Annotated in this window: 14 protein-coding genes; all 14 read left to right on the plus strand. The window is 49.9% G+C overall.

The genetic code is table 11. The features are described from left to right. Nucleotides 1–279: 279 nt before the first annotated feature. The 14 genes from ACLTOQ_RS06515 (at nt 280) to ACLTOQ_RS06580 (ending at nt 18,682) form a co-directional block, all read left to right on the plus strand. A complete protein-coding gene (locus ACLTOQ_RS06515) occupies nt 280–1,347 on the plus strand; it encodes a YqaJ viral recombinase family protein (protein WP_412319106.1) in 1,068 nt (355 codons plus the stop codon). A 14-nt stretch (nt 1,348–1,361) separates the two neighbouring features. After that, complete coding sequence (locus tag ACLTOQ_RS06520) at nt 1,362–3,635, plus strand: ATP-dependent RecD-like DNA helicase (RefSeq protein WP_412319107.1); 2,274 nt, start codon at nt 1,362–1,364, stop codon at nt 3,633–3,635. Nucleotides 3,636–3,704: 69 nt separating this feature from the next. Continuing rightward, nucleotides 3,705–4,862 (plus strand): hypothetical protein, encoded by a 1,158-nt coding sequence (locus ACLTOQ_RS06525; RefSeq protein ID WP_412185290.1) that lies wholly within the window; start codon nt 3,705–3,707, stop codon nt 4,860–4,862. A 42-nt stretch (nt 4,863–4,904) separates the two neighbouring features. Next, nucleotides 4,905–6,698 (plus strand): YodL domain-containing protein, encoded by a 1,794-nt coding sequence (locus ACLTOQ_RS06530; RefSeq protein ID WP_029465841.1) that lies wholly within the window; start codon nt 4,905–4,907, stop codon nt 6,696–6,698. 15 nt (nt 6,699–6,713) lie between these two features. After that, the gene (locus ACLTOQ_RS06535) at nt 6,714–6,962 is read left to right on the plus strand and encodes a hypothetical protein (RefSeq protein WP_118560440.1); all 249 of its coding nucleotides are present in this window, start codon (nt 6,714–6,716) and stop codon (nt 6,960–6,962) included. Between the two features lie 72 nt (nt 6,963–7,034). After that, nucleotides 7,035–7,937: a Cas9 inhibitor AcrIIA9 family protein gene (locus ACLTOQ_RS06540; protein WP_412319108.1), complete on the plus strand. Its 903-nt coding sequence runs from the start codon at nt 7,035–7,037 to the stop codon at nt 7,935–7,937. A gap of 25 nt (nt 7,938–7,962) precedes the next feature. Then, nucleotides 7,963–8,505, plus strand: coding sequence for a hypothetical protein (locus ACLTOQ_RS06545; protein ID WP_006874378.1), 543 nt, complete (start codon nt 7,963–7,965; stop codon nt 8,503–8,505). A 1-nt stretch (nt 8,506) separates the two neighbouring features. Beyond that, the gene (locus tag ACLTOQ_RS06550) at nt 8,507–10,693 is read left to right on the plus strand and encodes a PcfJ domain-containing protein (protein ID WP_412249094.1); all 2,187 of its coding nucleotides are present in this window, start codon (nt 8,507–8,509) and stop codon (nt 10,691–10,693) included. A 66-nt stretch (nt 10,694–10,759) separates the two neighbouring features. Further along, the gene (locus ACLTOQ_RS06555; protein ID WP_118560436.1) at nt 10,760–11,017 is read left to right on the plus strand and encodes a hypothetical protein; all 258 of its coding nucleotides are present in this window, start codon (nt 10,760–10,762) and stop codon (nt 11,015–11,017) included. Next, nucleotides 11,014–11,337 carry a hypothetical protein gene (locus ACLTOQ_RS06560; protein WP_003501931.1) on the plus strand — a complete coding sequence of 108 codons (324 nt, stop codon included), beginning with the start codon at nt 11,014–11,016 and terminating at the stop codon, nt 11,335–11,337. Before ACLTOQ_RS06555 ends, ACLTOQ_RS06560 begins: the two co-directional genes overlap by 4 nt. After that, the gene (gene ligA, locus ACLTOQ_RS06565; RefSeq protein ID WP_412319109.1) at nt 11,337–13,361 is read left to right on the plus strand and encodes an NAD-dependent DNA ligase LigA; all 2,025 of its coding nucleotides are present in this window, start codon (nt 11,337–11,339) and stop codon (nt 13,359–13,361) included. The genes ACLTOQ_RS06560 and ligA overlap by 1 nt, the downstream gene beginning before the upstream one ends. Before the next feature lie 110 nt (nt 13,362–13,471). Continuing rightward, nucleotides 13,472–15,589, plus strand: coding sequence for a hypothetical protein (locus ACLTOQ_RS06570; protein WP_412319110.1), 2,118 nt, complete (start codon nt 13,472–13,474; stop codon nt 15,587–15,589). After that, nucleotides 15,586–18,060 carry a hypothetical protein gene (locus ACLTOQ_RS06575; RefSeq protein WP_412319111.1) on the plus strand — a complete coding sequence of 825 codons (2,475 nt, stop codon included), beginning with the start codon at nt 15,586–15,588 and terminating at the stop codon, nt 18,058–18,060. Before ACLTOQ_RS06570 ends, ACLTOQ_RS06575 begins: the two co-directional genes overlap by 4 nt. Continuing rightward, a complete protein-coding gene (locus tag ACLTOQ_RS06580; protein WP_118560430.1) occupies nt 18,053–18,682 on the plus strand; it encodes a hypothetical protein in 630 nt (209 codons plus the stop codon). The genes ACLTOQ_RS06575 and ACLTOQ_RS06580 overlap by 8 nt, the downstream gene beginning before the upstream one ends. Nucleotides 18,683–18,835 lie beyond the last annotated feature (153 nt).

Genomic DNA, 18,835 nt, shown 5'->3' on the forward strand with positions numbered 1-18,835 from the left:
AGGCAACTATGGACGCCAGGCTTTATGCCGTCTGTCATTCTCGCTTTTTTATTGCCTGTAAGCCTGAAAGGGCTTTAAGGATAAATCAAAACTGAGAAAGGCAGGTCATGTACATGAATGTGAAGCAGAAAAGAAAGCAGAATGGTCGGCGGGTCAAGCCGGCACACTCCACGGACTGGAAGATGAAGAGACAGGCAGTATCTTCGCTCCGGCCCCAAAATGTTGCACCAATGGCGAGGGCAGTTATTTTGCCCCGAAGATCACGAAGGGGGATTTGATATGTCTGGCAGCAATAGTGCTGAACGAAAGCGGCATGAACCGCTGGTGCTGGTAGAAACGGCAGATCTTTCAGAAGAAGACTGGCTGGATTACCGGCGCCGTGGAATCGGCGGCAGCGATGTATCAGCAATCTTTGGCACTTCTCCATTCCGGACAGCCAGGGATCTGTACTACGACAAACTGAACATAGCGTCAGTGGAAGATGATGAGGGCAACTGGGTTGCCATGGAAATGGGGCATTTGCTGGAGCCTCTGGTAGCAAAGATATTCGAGCGGAAAACCGGATATCGGGTCTACCAAATCAAAAAGATGTTCCAGCACCCACAGTATCCTTGGATGCTGGCTGATGTGGACTACTTTGTGGAACTGCCGGATGGCACCACAGCGATCCTTGAGATCAAGACCACAAACTATAATGCCAGAGATAACTGGTGGATGAATGGGATGGAGACTGTTCCAGTCTACTATGAATCTCAGGGGCGTCATTATATGGCAGTAACGGATCTTGACCGATGTTTCTTTTGCTGCCTGTATGGTAACAACGAGGAGGAAGTTATTATCCGGGAGGTCAAGCGTGATTTCGAGTATGAGGCTGAGATGGTCTTTTTGGAGCAGTATTTCTGGGAAAACCATGTCCAGCGCCATGTGCCGCCGCCCTATACAGAAAGTGGGGCCTTGATTATTGAGAGCGCACGCAAACACTTTGGCCCGGCAGATAAAAATGCCCCGGCCGTTGCACTCGACCTGGATATGACTGCAAAACTTATGCAGTATTTGCGGCTTCTGGATGAAAAGAAAAATGCAGAGGTGTACTCCAAAGAAATCGACAAGGATATTCAGCGTCTGAAGGCGCTGTTGATTGCGGAAATGGGTACCAGCTGCACTGCAGTCTGTGAGCAGGAGGGAGTGAACTATACGGTTACCTATACCCCTGTTCGCAAGTCCGTCATCGACAAGGATAACCTGCTTCGGTTGAAACTGGAGCATCCGGATATTTACGAGCAGTTTGTTACAGTATCCGAATCCAGACGGTTCAGTGTTAGAGCCTCGATTATGGAGGCCGCTTAGTGAGGTGAAAAAGGATGAATTGTATTGGTACCTACGACGGGACGATTTTTTATAATCCTGCCAATAAGTTTTGTATCATCAGTGTAAAAACCGCAGACCAGAGTGTGCCAGCTGAGGCCAGGTCAAACAGGCGGTACAAAGACTATTTGATCCGCTTTACAGCTGTGGGGTATGAGATTCCACGGACAGATGCGGTAGAGTTGGAACTGGATGGTGAATGGGCAAAAGGCAAGTATGGTGTCCAGCTCCAGGTGGAGCAGTGGCGTGAAATTGTGCCCAGAACAAAAAACGGCGTAGAGGGCTACCTTGCCTCCGGGCTTATCAAAGGGATTGGTCCCAAAACTGCCGCAGACATTGTGGAGCGGTTCGGTGTGGACACATTGGATATTCTGGAACACCAGCCGGAGCGGCTGTTGGAGATCCGGGGCATTACGGAAAATAAATTGGAGGACATCAAAGCTTCTTATGCAGAAAACCGTATGCTCCAAGGAATTATGACCTTGCTGGCACCGTTTAAGATTACTCCCAAGACGGCATTGAAAATATATCAATATTTCGGCCCGACCAGCGTAGAGATTTTGGAAAAGAGCCCATTTGAGCTTTGCCAGATCTCCGGCTTTGGATTTCGGCGGGTAGATGCAATCGTACAAAAGAGCGGGGGCGATCTCCATGACCCCATGCGTATCAAAGGGGCTGTCTTTTGTGCGCTGGATGAGGGCAAGAGTAAACGAGGCCATCTGTACATCAGTTCTGAAGAACTGGAGAAATCAGCGCTGAAACTGCTCAATGAGAAGATACCTGTACCGGAGCTTCGCCTGCATCAGCAGGAAGTCAGGGATATGATGCAGGAAATGATCCTGAATGGAGCAATCGTTTCCGTGAAGGATAATATCTATCTTCCCAGAGTGTTTGCCCAAGAGGATGAAACGGCGCGCCGGATCGCCCAGCGTCTGGTCACCCAGATGCCAGTAGAGCATATTGCGCCGGTGCTGGAACAGGTCAAGGTTGAAATGGGACTGCGCCTGTCTGCACAGCAGGAGGCTGCGGTCTATGCTGCATTTAGGCATGGCTTGTCAGTGATTACGGGTTCTCCTGGTACTGGTAAAACAACAGTGCTGCGGACGATACTTGAGGTTTACCGGCGGCTGCACCCTGATGGCAAAATTGCTCTTATGGCGCCTACCGGTCGGGCAAGCCGCAGGATGTCGGAGAGTACCGGCTTTGAGGATGCCCGAACATTACACAGTGGTCTGGGACTGACCAGTGAAGAGGATGAGGGTAGCCGGAACAGAAAGTCAGAGCCACTGTCGGCCGATTTAATCATTGTGGATGAGTTTTCCATGGTGGATATGTGGCTTGCCGAGAAATTCTTTGAGCGCATGAAGGCAAATGCCAGAATCGTACTGGTAGGCGACCCAGATCAGCTTCCGAGCGTAGGAGCCGGAAATGTGTTTCGTGAGATCATCGAGACCCAAATCGTCCCGGTAACGGTGCTGGATCAGATTTTCCGTCAGTCGAAGGACAGTCTGATTGCCTATAACGCCAAATTTATCAACGAGGGCAATACCAAACTGTTTTATGGACCGGACTTTGTTTTCGTGTCTGGTGATAGTCAGGAAGACACCGCTGAAAAGATTACAGAACGGTATTGTTTGGAGATACAGGAGAGTGGCATTGAGAATGTGCAGATTCTTTCACCTTTCCGTTCAGAAGGCGCCGCATCGTCGGAACAGCTGAATGAAACCATTCGTGAATTGGTCAACCCATTCCGCTCTGCGGAGGAAGAAATCAAGTTTGGCCCCAGGATATTCCGGGTCAATGACCGCATCATGCAGACCAAGAACACAGAAAAGGTCTCTAATGGAGATCTGGGCTTCATCCGGTATATTAAGGACACTGACCAGGGTAAAAAAATCGGCATGGATTTTGGCGCTGGCAGAACACTGGAATACGGCGTAGATGATTTGAGCAATGTGGATCTGGCTTATGCTACTACGATCCACAAGGCTATGGGCTCTGAGTATGAGACCGTTATTATGCCGCTGCTCAAAGCGCACACCATCATGATGTACCGTAATCTGCTCTACACCGGAATCACGCGTGCCAAAAAGCGGGTGATTCTGATTGGGCAGAAACAGGTATTGTTTATGGCAATCCATCGTAATGAGATCGGCAAGCGGAATACGCTGCTGGGTATGCGTATTCAGATGTATTTCAAAGCCTACGCAAAGAAAGCCGGTATCCCCATTCCGGCTGCGTTGGAAGAACAATTAAAGAACGCAAGTTAAAAAAGAGAGGTCAGATGCAGAAATAGCACTTGGCGTCTCCTATTTTTATGTCAGAAAGGAGTTTCCAACATGAACGAAAAAAGTAATCCGATGCCTATGATGTACAAAACAATTCCGGCAGTGGCAGAACTGAACAAGGTGCCGGGCTTTGACCCGCTCAAATTTCTGCGCCATAAGGTATCCAGAAAGACCAATGAGGAAATGCTGCAGTTGGAATTGCCTTATCAGAAACTGTGGTTCCGTCTGCGTCACCCACAGGGCCGCATGAAACTGACTACCCTGCGAATCACGGAACAGCTTGCGATTATGGAGGCCAGAGTCTATCTGGACCGCAGTGATGCAGAGCCCATCAGCAGTTACATCTCGCAGCATAGTGCAGAAGAAGGTACTGACTATGTACAGGCTGCCCAGGATGAGGCATTGAGTGCTGCGCTGTCGGATGCCGGTTTCGGTCTGCAGTTTGCCGATGTTGCTGTTGACAGTACGGGCAAGGTGTTTGGAAGTAGTATTCCGCTTTCCGGGACGGCTCCTATCCGGCAACCGATGCCAAATGCGGCGCAGAGGCCCGTAGAAGCCCCTGGAGCGGCGCTGCGGCAATCTGGTGGGGAAGTTCATGCCCGGCCGGAAAGAGCGCCTCAGAACGCCGTAGAGGGCCGTAATACGCCTGCTCGTCCGGCGCCTATTCAGAAACCTGCGGCAAAGCCGGTTCAGAATGAACAGTCCCCGGTTTCTCCGGTACAGCCAGTTGTCCAACAGATGGTTGCAGAAGAGAAGGAGAATATGGATACACTGCCTGCCGGCAAGGTAGAGGAGAATGCTCCCAATATGGAGCTGCCGGTACCGAGCCGCGAGGTTACATTGGATAGCAGTCCAAAACAGGATGATGTGTCTGAGCAGCCGACCGCCTCCGTATTCCAATCGGATGAACCGGAAGAACTGCCTGTGGCGCCTGTTGTCCAACAGGAAGCACCCGATCAGCCTATGGCGCCTTCTTATACGGAGAGCACTCCGGTAGAAGACATCTTGAAGGTAATGACCTTTGAAGAAGCGCAGAATGTGGTGGTGGATAGTGGTCTGAGCAAAGGAAAGACCATGGCAACAGTTGCCAAGGAGCGTCCGGTGAGTCTGAAATTCTACCTCACCCCCGGCAACAAGAGCACCAACAATATCGTTCGTGCTGCGGCGCAGATCATGCTCGATGGTATGGCCGCACAGAAAGCCGGATGATAAGCAGCCCCATCTATGGGGCCAAGAAGGGAGGGAGAACAGATGGACTCATATCCAGGAGATTTTCCGTTCGGTATTATGGATGTAGTGGAACTTCTACATCTACGAATCAGACGCCGACAGGCAAACAGTGTATATGTGGATTGCCCGTTTTGTGGTGACCGCCGCGGTAAGATGAATGTGAATTTCGTCAAAAATGTCTGGCGGTGCAATTATTGTGATGAGCATGGCGGTATGCTTGCGCTTTATGCGCGGCTAAACAATACGACTACATCCGATGCGTATTGGGAAATAGGAGAAGCCCTGTGCAACGATTTTCACAGGGAACGGCCGAACTCTGGATATGAGATGGCAGGAAACCAGCAGGCTGGCACTGGGTCCCCGGTTTCGGGGACTCAGACCGACCTTGCGGGATATGAGAGGAGGGGCGAACTAAAAACAGTGCAGCAAGCAGAACGGGCCAGCGGACAGGAAATTCATCAAACGCTTTCGCTGCTGCTCGCTATGCTGCCTCTTCAGCCTGCCCACCGCAACCATCTGCACTCCCCAAAACGGGGACTGTCGGATGAACAGATCGACCGGATTGGGTTCAAGAGTACTCCACCCCCATTCCTTTGCCGCTCCATTACCGAGCGGCTGATGAAACAGGGATGCAAGGTGGAGGGGGTGCCCGGCTTTTATCTGGATGACAGCGGGCGCTGGACCATGAACTTCTACCGAAAAAACGCAGGGATTTTGATTCCGGCTGTGGGATACGACGGTATGATACATGGCCTGCAGATACTTTTGGATAGTCCGCTCAAGCAAAAAGATGATCCACCGGATAAGTCAGGAGCCAAATACATCTGGTTTTCGTCCTCGTCCAAAAATATGGGTGTCACATCCGGGAGCCCGGTACATTTTATCGGCAATCCATCTGCTCGGGTGGTCTATGTCATTGAGGGACTGCTGAAAGCAGACATCTCGCACTGCCTGACAAACCGGACTTTTGCGGCGATTGCCGGCGCAAACAACACAAGCCAGTTGGATACGCTGTTTGCACTGCTGGCACAGAATGGCACTGAGGAGATCATTGAGGCTCATGATATGGATAAGTACAGTAACCAAATGACCTCCAACGGGGCATCTAAGATCTATCTGATGGCCCGGAAAAATGGAATGGCATGTCGTCAGCTGACCTGGAATCCGAATTATAAAGGGTTTGATGATTGGCAGCTTGCCCTTCGGGAGAAAGAACAGAAGGAAAAGGAGGTGCAGAGAATGAATTTTAAGCAGCAATATCTGTGCGGTAAGTGTGACTTTACCTATATAGATGGCTGCGTCGAGCTTTGGCACACCAGAGCGGAGAAAGATTTGGACCTGACAGAGTATCTGGGGCTTACAAAGGAAGAGTATCAGATATTTCTTGCTCAGGGCAATCGGGCGCTGAAGGATATTCTGGACAGCCAGAGAGTTTTCCGGAGGTTTTGCATTTACCAGCTTTGCCTAAGTGAGACACAGACAGTACCATTCGCATTCAAGCGACTGGATGCGCTACATAAGGCTGGATATGAACAGCCGCCTGCCGCCGCCTATCAGACGGTATGGAGCGCAGAGGTCTGTTGCCCAAAGGGGCAGAATGACATGGAAGTGCTGGGGCGCCTGTTCCTGGACTTTAATGAGCATTTGCCGGAAGATTACAGAGGTCGCCCGTTGGCTCCATCTGATGTGGTGGAACTGGACTGCCAAGGCAAACGCACATACTTCTATGTGAATGACTGCCGGGATTTTGCGCCGGTACGCTTCTCCCCATTCTTGTGTAAAAGACTTCCGGAGCCTGCTCAAAAACAGGAATGAAGGGATAGGGGTCAGATGCGTATTGCAGAAAAGAAGAAAAGCCAGATTACAGCACTGTATGAGCAGTGCTCCAATCTTCCGGCAGATGTCAGAAGTTGTCTGGAGAATGGCTACTTTACCGTAACGGTACCTCCACCCTGGAATATGAGCAATCAAAAGGCTGCGCAGGAGGTGCAGGACAAAATCAAGGAATGGTCAAGGCAGTATACTGGCGTGGTCTGCTACTGTTTTGACAACTTCAGCACACTTTTATATGTGCTGTGAGCAACACACAATGGCATGGAAAGGGTCATAACGGCCTGCTCCATGCCATTTTTTGCGAAAGGAGATTTTACAATGGGTGTTTTTTCAGAAATAGCAATGGAGCAGCAAAACAGTATGTTCGATTCGTCTGCAGCCTTTGAGCTGGAGGAGATGGAATCTTTGCCTGTGCCGCCTGTAGGTACAGACACTGTCCCAGTATCGGCGGCTTCGGTTTCTGCCGGTGAGACTGCTTCGGCTGATGCAGAGGAAGAACCTGTGGATGAAGTAGCGTCTGATGGGGAAGAGAAGTCTGCTGAGGAGGGGAATTCGGCACAACCGCCCGCCGCAGAAGATGAAGAAAAAAAGCGTGCGGAGCATGAGGCGGCTGAAGCCCAGCGCAAAGCGGAATTTGACGCCAAACAGCAGGCGAAGAAAGCCGCGGAGCAGGAGCAGATCGCCCGTCTGGAAGCGATGAGTGATGAAGAAGTAATCGCGGCCTCTACCCAGAGGGTGAGTACCGATGTGGAAAAACTGACACGGCGAAATATGAAGGAATGTGTGTCCGAGCATATCCAGATGCTCTGTATGGAAGATACGGCGTTTGCCCGTCTGACGATGCATCCGAAAAAGAACATGATCCGCTGTTTCCAGTACATCAACCGAAAGGCATGGGATTATGTGCAGGATGAACTAAAAGCAAGCGGAACCCACCCTGGTCCCGGACAGCAGACATATGGCTGCGATGTGCCGGATGATATGTGCTATCAGTGGGCAGAAGATTATTTCCGTGACCCTGATGCCAAGGAAGACCATGAGGATGAGGAGAAGTTTGTTCCCAAGCCGTATGCTGGGAAGTCCTCTGCAAAGAGCAAACCCAAGAAGGCGGCAGAGAAGAAAAAGACGGAACCCAAGGCGGCACCCAAGCAGGAGGAAAAAAAGCCTTCTCAGGATGGGCAGATGTCGCTGCTGGATTTTGGGATGGCAAAGGCAGGCTGAGCCGGCAAAGGAGGAAAAATGAAGAATGATTGCTTATAAGGGTTTTCGCCCCGGGCTGATATGCCGTGGCTATCAGTTTGTGATGGGGCTCAATACGACTGAAAAAGCAAATTGCAGGGAAAATGGATTTCACTGCGCGGAAGACCCGCTGGACTGCCTTAGTTATTATTCCAGCCTGGAGCATTCGGAATATTATATTGTCAACGCCGGCGGCGACATCGATGAAGATGAGCATGACTCCAAAATCGCCTGTACGGAGCTGACTGTGATTAAGCGGCTCACCAAAGAGGAGCTGTTTTTACATGGTTTGGCCTACATGGCAGATCATCCGCGCAGGGTGTGGAGCTCCCATGTGGCAGCCAACCGGGCAATGGCGAACTGCGGCTATGCGGTGGTACGGGGTAAAGACCCCGTTGCCACCGGCAGACTGGGAGACATCCTTGCTTTTGCGAAGGAAGCACCGGATTCGGAAAGTATCGTACAGGTTGCAGTGGGCCGGATTGACGGCGTTACATTACTGCCTGATGTGTGGTATAGCGTAGATTTGACAAAGAGGATGGTGAATTGAGATGAAAAAAAGAGCCCTGATGGCACTTCCCAAGCTGACAGCGACGGATGAAATGAAGCAAATCGCGACTTCAGACCTGCCAAGAAAGGAAAAAACTGACTACGGATATGTTCGGGAAGTCTGTGAGTATTATACCTATCTAAGATGTATCAAACAGGATGGGATATTGAAGGTGGCTTTCTTTTTCCCGGAGCATCTTCGCCTGGATGGGAGTAATCCGGCCTATGAAGTGTATCTGGATAAAGAAAAGCGGCAGTTTATTACCTATAACAGCCTGATACAGAAATGGAGCGAATCCAAGCTGGACAGACTGGACTGGAAGCGGCAATACTGGTATACCAAAGCCTACTGGATCAGCGATGAAGATGAGACATCTATACAGGCATATCTGAACATCAATAAAAAAGCGGTAGAGGCAATCCGGCAGTTTCAGCGGGATGTGCGTGATGAACAGCTCGAACAGCGGCACCGGCGGGAAACTGACCCATGGGATAAGGATATGGAACAGGTGCCGGAGCTTCCAAAGGACTGGAGCCGCTGGGTGGATAAGGTTGCCATTCTGCAAAATTACATTTACTACCACTATAAAAAGGGCGGCGCCAAAACAGGTTACTGTACCTACTGCGAAAAGGAAGTGCCGATCAAAGTACATCCCCATCACAATCAACAGGGCCGCTGTATTTGCTGCCGGCATCCGGTAGTATTCAAAGCCTATGGACGAGCGGGGTATATGCAGACAGAAAAACATTTTGCCTACCTGATCCAGCGATGCAAAGACGGCTTTGTAGTTCGTGAATTTCAGGCTGACCGGACATATGGGAAAGAAAGCCTTCCAAACTCCAAGCTTTATTGTCAGGAAATCCGGCGCACGATTTATGACCGGGAAAGAAAACCAAGAACCTACTATTGGGGTCTGTATAAACAGCGAAATATGCGCTGGATTTCCGGAAGCCCCTGTTCTTATAGTTGGTCTGGTTCGCATGATGGACGGGTTTATGGCAAAACACTGCCAACTTTGGAACAGCAGGAACTTCGATGCACAGGGCTCGTCAACTGGATTCGGAAGCAGAAAAGCGTTGATCCGGAAAAATATCTGGCTGTGCTCGAACGGATACCTCAAATGGAACAGATCAGCAAGGTGAACCTGCCGAAGCTTACCAAGGAATGTTTCAGTTCCTGCGGAACAGTCAGCGAACTAATCAAAAACCATAGTGCCGGGAGTCTGATTAAAGCTCTGGGCCTTGACAGCAGGAGGTTTCAGCGACTTCGACTCCATAATGGAGGCTGTGATCTGCTGCGGTGGCTGCAATATGAAAAGGGCATCGGCAGGGAAATCCCGGATAATGTCCTTTTGTGGATGTGTCAACAGGATATTGAGCCTGGGGATGTCCAGTTCATTGCTGACCGCATGAGCATGGTGCAGGTCTATAACTATGTACGGCGTCAGATGCCATCCTTCCGGCGAAACAGCCATGAGGTACTGCGTACCTGGGAGGATTATCTTTCCATGGCAAAGAAATTGCACATGAATGTATATGATGAGATCGTATATCGCACCAGAAAACTGCGGCGGCGCCACGATGATCTGGTGCTCAAATGTCAGGAGAAGGATATTGAACTGCAGGCCGAGGAGATGGAGGAGAAATTCCCCCATGTTAATGCCATCTGTCAGGAAATCAAAGCGAAATATGAGTACGCCGATGCGGATTATATGGTAGTGGTGCCAGACGGTATTCTGGACATTATTACCGAGGGGCGTGCGCTCCATCACTGTGCAGGCAGCAGTGACCGCTACTGGGACCGGATTGAGCGGCGAGAAAGCTTTGTGGTGTTTCTGCGTAAAACGGCTGATCCTTTCCATGCCTATTACACGCTGGAAGTGGAGCCGGATGGAACAGTGAGGCAGAAACGGACGGAATATGACCGGCAGAAGAAGGACATTGAGCAGGCGACCGAGTTTCTGCAGAAGTGGCAGCGGGTGATTACTGCCAGGCTGACAGAAAACGACAAGGCGCTGGCTGCGGAAAGCCGGATTCTTCGTGAGAAGGAATTTATCCAGTTGAAGAAGGATCGTGTCATCATCCATACCGGTCATTTGGCAGGAAGGCTTTTGGCGGATGTGCTGATGGCAGACCTGATGGAAAACACGGATAGCATCCAGTCTCCGGTATTGGCTGCTGCAGCGTGACAAAATGAGAATGGCCGGGCGTCCTTGAGGGCGTCCGGTCATTGATGAAGAAGGAAGGAGCAGAGCATGAAACAAATTGGAAATCTGGCAGTGGTTTGCGCCAGGCGACAGGATGTGCTGCTGCAGGTTGGCAGTGAAAAGGTATGTGTCCATGTGGGAGCCGGGCCAGAGCGGAATACGCTTCACGCAGCGTGGAATGATGATGACGCCATTCAGCGTATTGTCCATGAATTGAATTTTGGCAGGTATGCAGCCGGCAGAAATGGGCTTCATACCGCACAGCAGGATTGCCCTGTGGGGCGGGGAAAGGAGAAAATCGCATGATCAAAAATCTGAATCAGCTGCGCAGGACACTTCGGGAAGGGACACAGTTGGAGATATTGGATCACTGTCGGCCGGAGTGTATTGGGCAGATACGGAACATTACGCTGGTAAACACGCAGGGCTTTTATAGTACCGTAGCGAATCAGCCGGATGCGTCTGCCAACAGAGGCAACGGCGGCCGCGGCCCGATCCTTTGGTGGGGCAGAGCCGCCCACTGGCAGTTTGCAGACGGTGTTTGCAGTGTTTTCGACAGTGAACAGAAGCATACGGAAGAAGAACTGGTTATGTCCTTCCGGGTACTTGAAAAGGAGGCAGCATAATGGAACGGAATATTTTTGAAAAGCAGAGGGAATTGAATGACCGGCTCAACCGCTATCGGGATGAGTATTATAACCGCAACGCTCCCAGCGTGTCAGATGAGGTCTATGACAGACTCTTTGACGAGTTGAAAGAGTTGGAACAGGAAACGGGAATCCAAATGGCAAATTCGCCAACCCAGACAGTAGGCTATCCTGCGGTGAGCAGGCTGGAGAAAACCAGACATGATATCCCGCTGCTGTCTTTGGATAAGACTAAGAGCAGTATGGATCTTCTGAATTTCATGGGTGAGCAGCAGGTGATGCTGATGCTCAAACTGGATGGCTTGACTGTAAAGTTGACCTATGAGAATGGAGAACTTCTGGAGGCGGCTACCCGTGGCGATGGTGACGAAGGGGAGATCATTACCCATAACACCCGAGCCATCAGCGGTATCCCTTCCCACATCACCTACAAAGAGAGACTGGTTGTGACGGGCGAGGGCTTTATCAGACCCAGTGATTTTGAGGAACTGAAGACCAGCCTACAGGACAGCAGCGGTAAGCCCTATAAAAACGGCCGCAATCTGGCTGCTGGTTCCATCCGTCTGATGGATGCCAAGACATGCCAGGAGCGTCGGCTGGTTTTCATGCCGTTTGGTGTGCTGGAGGGCTTTCCGCACCTGACCCGGAAATCAGATAAGCTACGGGAACTGCGTGCGTTGGGGTTCCAGCCCTGTAAGTATCTGGTCACAAAGCAGAAACTGACGCTGGAAAATGTGGAAGCCGGTATCTATCAGCTGCGGCAATATGCCACTGACAAAGATATCCCCATTGACGGTATCGTAGTTTCGTTTAACGACATCGCCTATGCCCAGAGCTGCGGCCGCACCGGTCATCACTATAAGGACGGTCTGGCCTATAAGTTTGAAGATGACCTGCATGAGAGCCTGCTGCAGTACATCGAATGGACGCCGGGCAGAACCGGAGAGATTGCTCCGGTAGCAGTATTTACGCCGGTGGAAATCGATGGCTGTGAGGTCAGCAGGGCCAGTCTGCACAACCTGTCCTTTATTGAGGATCTGGAACTGATGGCTGGAAACCGGATTCTGGTAAGCAAACGAAACATGATCATCCCCCACGTGGAGGAAAATCTGGACAGAGGCGGCTTCTCTATGGTGGATACGATTCCCCATGTTTGTCCCTGCTGTGGACAGCCTACCCGCATCCATGAATCAAGTGGAAAGGGTGAAAATGGCGAGGATCGCATCATCAAGACGCTGTACTGTGATAACCCTGACTGCGAGACACGTCGGCTGAAAAAGTTCGTCCATTTTGTCAGCCAGAAGGCGATGGACATTGAAGGGCTGTCGGAGGCTACATTGGAAAAATTCATCGGTCAGGGATTTATCCATAGTTATCTGGATATTTACCGTCTGGATCGTTACCGGGCTGAAATCGTCCGCATGGATGGGTTTGGTGAAAAGTCCTGGCAGCGCCTTTGGGACGCTATCCAGCAGAGCCGGAATACCACCTTTGAACGGTATCTGATTTCTATGGACATTCCTATGATCGGCAACACTGCCAGCAAGGTATTGGGTCGTGTGTTCCACTATGATTTGGATGAGTTTCGGGATGCGGTCTATGGCGGCTATGATTTCCGGCAGCTTCCGGATTTCGGGGAGACATTGCATAACAATATCCACGACTGGTTCTGTGTAGAAGATAATTTTTGTATTTGGGAGGAGTTACAGACTATGATGAGTATTCAAAAGCCTGCTGTGGCAGAACACAGCGAAGGCAGGGTGCAGGATAATCCCTTTGTAGGAAAAACTATCGTAGTTACCGGCAAGGTGGAACCCTACACCCGGGACGGAATCAATGACCTGATCGAATCACTGGGCGCCCATGCCGGCAGCTCGGTGTCCAAGAAGACGGATTATCTGGTCTGCGGCGAAAATGCCGGCAGCAAGTTGTCCAAGGCCAGGGATTTGGGCGTTACGGTACTGTCACCTGCGGAGTTCTTCAGCATGGCCGGCGCTGAGTAAGAAAATATAGCATACCATCGGTATGCTGTCAGTTGATCAATGGGGAGAGAGCCATGTTGCGGCTCTCTCCCCATATCTTTTATGGAAGATTTCAAGTAGGAGGGATTTTAATGCATATCGACAGGATACCGGTTTACCGGGTATATCAGAGGGCTATTGATTTGGAGCTTTACCATGCCTTTGCCGAATTGGTAGTACAGACTTCTCAGGACGATACGGCGGGAAGGACTTACCGACAAACAAGGGCGATGCAGATATGGCAGGTGGAAACGGATGTGTCCGGCTATTTTGAACCATATCATCTGCGTTATCCTGGCGAGGTGTTGGAGCAGTTTGAGGAAAAACTGGGCAATGATGTCCGAGTTCTCCGCGCTCTGGCTCTGGCGCTGGGAAATACCTGTGCGATCCAGTCTGACAATATGTTTGTGGGAAATCAGCGGGGAGCATTCCTCCAGAAATTGCGGCGGTCTGCCGGAGAAGATGTGTACCTGCAGGGCGCTCTGTATCTTTTGGAAACGGACGCTGCCCGGCGGCATGACCTGCTGGATGAGCTGGCGGCAAAGGTATATGTCAGAACGGAGGAGGCTTTGTTTGTACTGTCGTTGTTTGATGATAGGGAACATGGCTATGAGGTAATACATACCCAACTCAGTCATCTATTCACACAAAATCGGACACTTTCACTGGTATATGATTTTGGTGTGTTGGAATGGTTCATCCGGTTCTATGCAGAGCAGGCAAAGAAATACCGCGGAAAAGCCGACCTGGTGCTGCGCACGCTAATGAAACTGCCGTATATGAATATGAAGCCCGACAGCCGCGAATTTTCGGTTTTGACTAAAGCAGGGTATCGCTGCGATGAAATCATTTTGGCAAACTCTCTCGCTGTATGGGCGGACAGGCTGCCGGACCGGTTGAGTTCCAAGAGCATCACTGCCGAGAAAATCGCAACAGCGTGTGGGAGGATGCTTCTGAATGCTCCAAGGGATCTTTCGGAAGAATTTTACGAGTATCTTGGCTGGCTGTTTCGGTTCTATAACAGCTTTACGGTCAAGTACGAAGGATTTCAGGGACTCTGGGAAGCGGTTCAATATGGTTTGAACCCCACAGCGCCGAAAACACTGTTATGGATGAATCAAACGATACAGAAGGATTTTCCGTATCGCTTTGATGTGTTTGATTCTCAGTACGATGATTTGGCGAAGAAACTGGAGCGGGATAACTATATGGAGTTGTTTACCTTGCAAATGCTGCATTCCAGGCAGGCGATCCCTTTGAAACAGTGGCTTTCCAGATACCAAGAACTGACCGGAGCCGATTATGGAGAATATTTCAGAAGCTGCCGTAAAAACAGTAGGCGGGCGTTTGCATTTCTGGTGGAGAAGAAAGAGATCGATTTGTGGGAGTTTTTTGAGCAGCACCATCAGAATGGTGAATACGCACCACAGCTGAAGTTGCTGAGGGAGTATGCTCTGACGATTTCAAGCTGGAGGTGTTTCAGATTTGTGGAGAGACTGTTGGCTGAGTACACTTTTCCTCAGCTTCAAACGATTTTTGGCGAGCGGTTTTACTTTCACGAATGCTTTGTCAGGAGTGAGGGGTATTACAGCAGAAGGGAATATAAAACATACATCAGCCGTTCATTCCTATCTGCAGATCAGCATCGACAGCTCTATGACTGGGTGGAGCGTTCAGTTTTCCAGACTGAGCCAGAAAAATATGAGGACTTCGTTTTAAGTGCCTTAAAAGCACCGGAGATCCAACACCTTTATGATAAAAAAGCGCTGGCAGCGGTGTTGCGGCAGTTTTTGCTCCACAGCGAGTATAACGGCTATGAAATCAACCGGCTGAAGGAAACATTCTATTCCAAGGAAGAGTTGGAAGATGAGCGCAGAGCCGAAGCTGAGAGAAAGAAGCAGGAAAAACGACTGGAGCAGGAAAAACGGACCATACAGAAACGGGAAAAGCTGCAGCAACTTTATAACGGCAGCGCCGAATCTCTGGTTAAATTCATTGGGGGATATTATCATCAGGACGAGAAGAACGAGGTGCTGAATATGGCGTTTGACAAGCTGGTGGAATGGCCTGTCGGTTGTGTACGGACGATGGAAGCCAAAGGCGCACATGCCTTTTTTGAACTGTGTGGTGAACTGGTAAAGTCTGAACCCCGGCCAAGGCATGAGATTTTGAATATGGTACTGACACTGATTGGAGGTGAAGCAGCATGAGAAATACATTAAAACATCTGACCCTATTGACCAGAATGAAAGATGACGGATTGCTCCCGGCGCTTACAGGCAGCTTTTCAGAGGATGCCATAGAGCAGGCATGTGGACAGGTGGAGACACTTCAATTACAGAAACGGCTGCACATCCGAAAGACAAAGCGGATACAGGAAGAACTGATTCGGGTGCCGAACTTTGCAGCGCTCTATGGTGTGTTGTGCAGGCAGGAGATTGGCGATGAAGAAATTGCTTCAGTCTTAGAGTCAGCAGACGGGTATGGAGAGAAACTGACAGCGTATCCCCAAGAGCAGGTGCTGGCAGTCATGAAATTGGAACTGTTGCCTTCCCTGCGGTTTGAATACCTGAAATACTATTTTCCCTTTGTGATGTATGAAGAAGAGGAGCAGGTCATATTGGATAACCTGCAGACTTTTCCCATTGCGGAGTGGAAGGGACTTTCCATGCTGACGGAGCACCAGCGGGATATGATGCGGCAGCCGTTTCTTGGCTCGTATCTGTTTTTCTGGCATCAAAATGAACGGAAAGCTCTGGAACTGTTGGAACAGAATCGTCCGCTCCAGAGAGTCTGCATCTTGCTCTATCGGTATGGTGTGCGGCTGTTTCTGTCAGTAGAACGCCTGAAAGATCTCCGGTGGATGAAAATGACCGATGTGGGAAAATTCCGCCGGCTGTTGGCTGTATTTGAATATGACGCAGAGGATTTGTCTGCTTTTTTTGACCTCTGGCTGGACAACCATGCCGGACAATATGACCTCAACTGGTTTATCTCCCAGCCACATCCTTTGAGCAAGGAACGGAGGGAAGAAATTTTATGCAACCAACTGAGTTATCTGAATGCTCTGTATGCCGGCAGGCTCCATCTGGATTTTAATGCTGTCCGGCAATTCCAGTTTTCAATTCTCATTTATGCGGTGGAGCATAGAAAAAAGCATTTTTTGGAATTGGTGGATCAGAACAGTGAAGTGTTCCTGTCCTTGGGGCGATACTCTCTATTGTTTGAGCCGGGCTTTTGTGAGCACTGTAACATCAATTCCCTGACGCTGAAGAATTTGAAAGCCAGCGATTCTGTGAACCGCAGCGACAGCTTTTTTACGCTTCTGGAAGAAGGGCAGCAGTACACCTTTGAGGAAATGTATCAGCTTTGGCATCAGAAAGAGGTTTATGTCCGGTTATACACTATGCTGACACCTCTTTCCATAGATCAGCGTTTGCTGACACTGCGGCAGCTGATAAAACGGGATCTGGTCAGCCAGTATACAGGAGATGCAGAGTTGGAGCAGCTTGGAAAATGTCTGTTGGAAAGGCCGTTTAGCGAATGGTATCGGGGTTCATTTGGACATATCTGTGGGCTGACCCGGCGGATTGCCATGGGGCTGCTGCAACACTATACGCAGCTGCAGGCATTCATACCGGATTTCACTACAGAGTCGGATGCGGTATTTGCCCTCAATAATATGACGGCTCTTCTGGAAATGACGGATTGGAAGCAGGTGCGGAAAGATATTCTGACAACAGATGCAGACTGGCTGGATCTAAAAGAAAAACTGGCATTTTCAGACGATTTTGTGGAGCAGAACCGGGAGACTGTCACGGAATTTTTACTGCAGGGCGGCGCGGCTATGGTATGCGCTCTCTATGGGGAACTGGACGGGCAGGAGCTGGCTGTTGAAGCGCTGCGACGGATTGTACAGGCTGAATTGATGGGCCAGTTCTATAAACTCAAATATTTTGCCGGTGACCTGCAGCGTGAGATTCGCTACCCTGTCAGCGAGATGCAGGAGAGCCTCTGGAAGAAAAATCTTTCGTTGGCGCGAGGTGCATTTTTGGCAGGGGAGGAGGATGATTTTTACCACACGCTGCAGCTTGGCGAACTTCCTCATAGTACCTGTCTGTCTTACCGTACTGGAAGCCAGAGGGAGTGCCTGTTAGCTGCCTTCGACTCTAATAAGAAGATTGTCCTTGTGAAAAAGGATGAAGCGGTGGTGGCTCGTGCCTGTCTCCGCTTGACAAAGGGTGCATTTCAAAAACCGCCTGCCGTCGATTTTTCTTTTGCTGATCTGTCGCAGGAGAATACGGAGGCCGGAAAATCTGCCGCCGGTGAGAAGGCTGTGCTGTTTCTGGAGAGCATCTATACTTTCGGACTCAATGATATTGAAAAAAAGGAAGTAATGAAACTGGCAGTTTCCCTGACAACACAGAAAGCGGCAGAGCTGGGCGTTGTGGCTGTACTTGCAAGACGGTATCTGGGCTGCTATGAACGGGATGAGTATGTGCTTGCACCGTTCTATGTGTATATCTCAAAATCCAAAAACGGATGGCAGTATCTGGACTCTTTAGGCGGAGCGGCATATACCTCAGCAAAAGAGGAGTATGTAGAGCACCCCTTCCTGGTCATGCAGACTGCCATGCATCATGCAGAGGCAAATAGCAGAAATGAGGTGGAGTATGAATAATAGGACAATGGCAACAGTTTATGTGGATCAGGATAGCATTTCCGTCAAGACCCGTTCCAGAAAAGGCTGTTCGCCGCAACGCTTTATTATTTTGAAAAAGGAATTGCAGCGGCTGGAGGAGAAAAAGTATTTGATCACCAAAGATATTCATTCCTATGTAGAATTGCGGATATGTGATGCCGTAGGCGGTGCCAAAGTGCTGGAGCTTTCCTTCACATGGCTGAAGGATGCTGGCAGAGACAGCGTTTCCGGTTATACCGAGCGAATAAGACTGCCTTATGAGCCGTTCCGCTCATATGTGGCAGGTGAGGGAGAAACCGTTGATAGAACACGGTGGCGGCTGCTGTCCATTCTGGAACAGAACCGGCCAAAGCTGGAGTTTCAAAGCCGGAAAAATCTCAAGGCTGTAGTGGAGAATCCTATCCTGCGGCACAAACTGGGGAAATTTCTGGATCAGCATTTTAATTGGTACAACTACGAACGCATCGTCCTGACAGATGATTACTTGCCTTACAGCTTCTTTTTTGAGGGCTACATGGTACAGGGCGCAAAGACCTGCGGCGGAGTAATCCTGCATGGCGAAGAGAACATCCAAACGGCGAAATACGGGATACATACATAAAAACCTGTAGGAAGATTTTATACATAGTTAACACCGCCGCAATCGTATAGTTTGCGGCGGTGTTCTTGTTGTCCAACATGACATTGAAACTATTGTATGTATTCATATTTTTATTCTTGTGCTGAAAAGTAGGCTATCCTATAATTAAAAAGA

The organism is Gallintestinimicrobium sp. (assembly GCF_046968865.1).
Taxonomy (GTDB): Bacteria; Bacillota; Clostridia; order Lachnospirales; family Lachnospiraceae; genus Gallintestinimicrobium; species Gallintestinimicrobium propionicum.

Bases quoted from the DNA above. Each gene is read 5' to 3' on its own strand.
- ACLTOQ_RS06515 (WP_412319106.1), top strand. From the start codon at position 280: ATGTCTGGCAGCAATAGTGCTGAACGAAAGCGGCATGAACCGCTGGTG.
- ACLTOQ_RS06520 (WP_412319107.1), top strand. From the start codon at position 1,362: ATGAATTGTATTGGTACCTACGACGGGACGATTTTTTATAATCCTGCC.
- ACLTOQ_RS06525 (WP_412185290.1), top strand. From the start codon at position 3,705: ATGAACGAAAAAAGTAATCCGATGCCTATGATGTACAAAACAATTCCG.
- ACLTOQ_RS06530 (WP_029465841.1), top strand. From the start codon at position 4,905: ATGGACTCATATCCAGGAGATTTTCCGTTCGGTATTATGGATGTAGTG.
- ACLTOQ_RS06535 (WP_118560440.1), top strand. From the start codon at position 6,714: ATGCGTATTGCAGAAAAGAAGAAAAGCCAGATTACAGCACTGTATGAG.
- ACLTOQ_RS06540 (WP_412319108.1), top strand. From the start codon at position 7,035: ATGGGTGTTTTTTCAGAAATAGCAATGGAGCAGCAAAACAGTATGTTC.
- ACLTOQ_RS06545 (WP_006874378.1), top strand. From the start codon at position 7,963: ATGATTGCTTATAAGGGTTTTCGCCCCGGGCTGATATGCCGTGGCTAT.
- ACLTOQ_RS06550 (WP_412249094.1), top strand. From the start codon at position 8,507: ATGAAAAAAAGAGCCCTGATGGCACTTCCCAAGCTGACAGCGACGGAT.
- ACLTOQ_RS06555 (WP_118560436.1), top strand. From the start codon at position 10,760: ATGAAACAAATTGGAAATCTGGCAGTGGTTTGCGCCAGGCGACAGGAT.
- ACLTOQ_RS06560 (WP_003501931.1), top strand. From the start codon at position 11,014: ATGATCAAAAATCTGAATCAGCTGCGCAGGACACTTCGGGAAGGGACA.
- ligA (WP_412319109.1), top strand. From the start codon at position 11,337: ATGGAACGGAATATTTTTGAAAAGCAGAGGGAATTGAATGACCGGCTC.
- ACLTOQ_RS06570 (WP_412319110.1), top strand. From the start codon at position 13,472: ATGCATATCGACAGGATACCGGTTTACCGGGTATATCAGAGGGCTATT.
- ACLTOQ_RS06575 (WP_412319111.1), top strand. From the start codon at position 15,586: ATGAGAAATACATTAAAACATCTGACCCTATTGACCAGAATGAAAGAT.
- ACLTOQ_RS06580 (WP_118560430.1), top strand. From the start codon at position 18,053: ATGAATAATAGGACAATGGCAACAGTTTATGTGGATCAGGATAGCATT.